The organism is Dietzia sp. UBA5065 (assembly GCA_002415925.1).
GTDB lineage: Bacteria > Actinomycetota > Actinomycetes > Mycobacteriales > Mycobacteriaceae > Dietzia.
This window is the reverse complement of the sequence record DIAZ01000112.1, coordinates 1-478: the sequence shown is the minus strand read 5'-3', so window position 1 is coordinate 478 and position 478 is coordinate 1. Positions and strand designations below refer to the sequence as shown.

The 478-nt window shown below is 68.8% G+C and carries 1 protein-coding gene; it reads left to right on the top strand.

All coding sequences use genetic code 11. The features are described 5' to 3' along the window. Positions 1 to 408, top strand: a 408-nt coding sequence (locus tag B4M60_RS08755) for a RapZ C-terminal domain-containing protein (protein ID WP_291082373.1), incomplete at its 5' end; no start/stop codon positions are given. Positions 409 to 478: the final 70 nt, after the last annotated feature.

The window sequence follows — 478 nt, the reverse complement described above, 5'->3', positions numbered from 1 at the left end:
CTCGAGACCCCGTTCGGCGACCTCGGGTTCGACTTCCACCTCACGGTCGAGTCGTTCGGGTTCAAGTACGGCGTGCCCGTCGACGTGGACATGCTGCTCGACATGCGCTTCCTCCCCAACCCGCACTGGATCCCGGAACTGCAACCGCACACGGGCCGCGAGAAGCCGGTCAGGGACTACGTCCTCGCGGACGAATCGATCGAGGAGTACCTCCGATCGGCGGTCACCATGATCAGGCTCGCCATCCACGGTTACCGGCGCGAGGGCAAGCGGTACATGACCATCGCGGTCGGGTGCACCGGCGGGAAGCACCGCAGTGTCGCCGTCTCCGAGTCCCTGGCCGGCCGGCTCTCGGGTCTCGACTCGGTCGACGTCCACGTCCGCCACCGCGACCTCGGACGGGAGTGAGCCGGCGATGACCGGGGACACGACGCCCGTGGGCTCCCGCCGGATTCCCTCGCTCGTCGCGCTCGGTGGC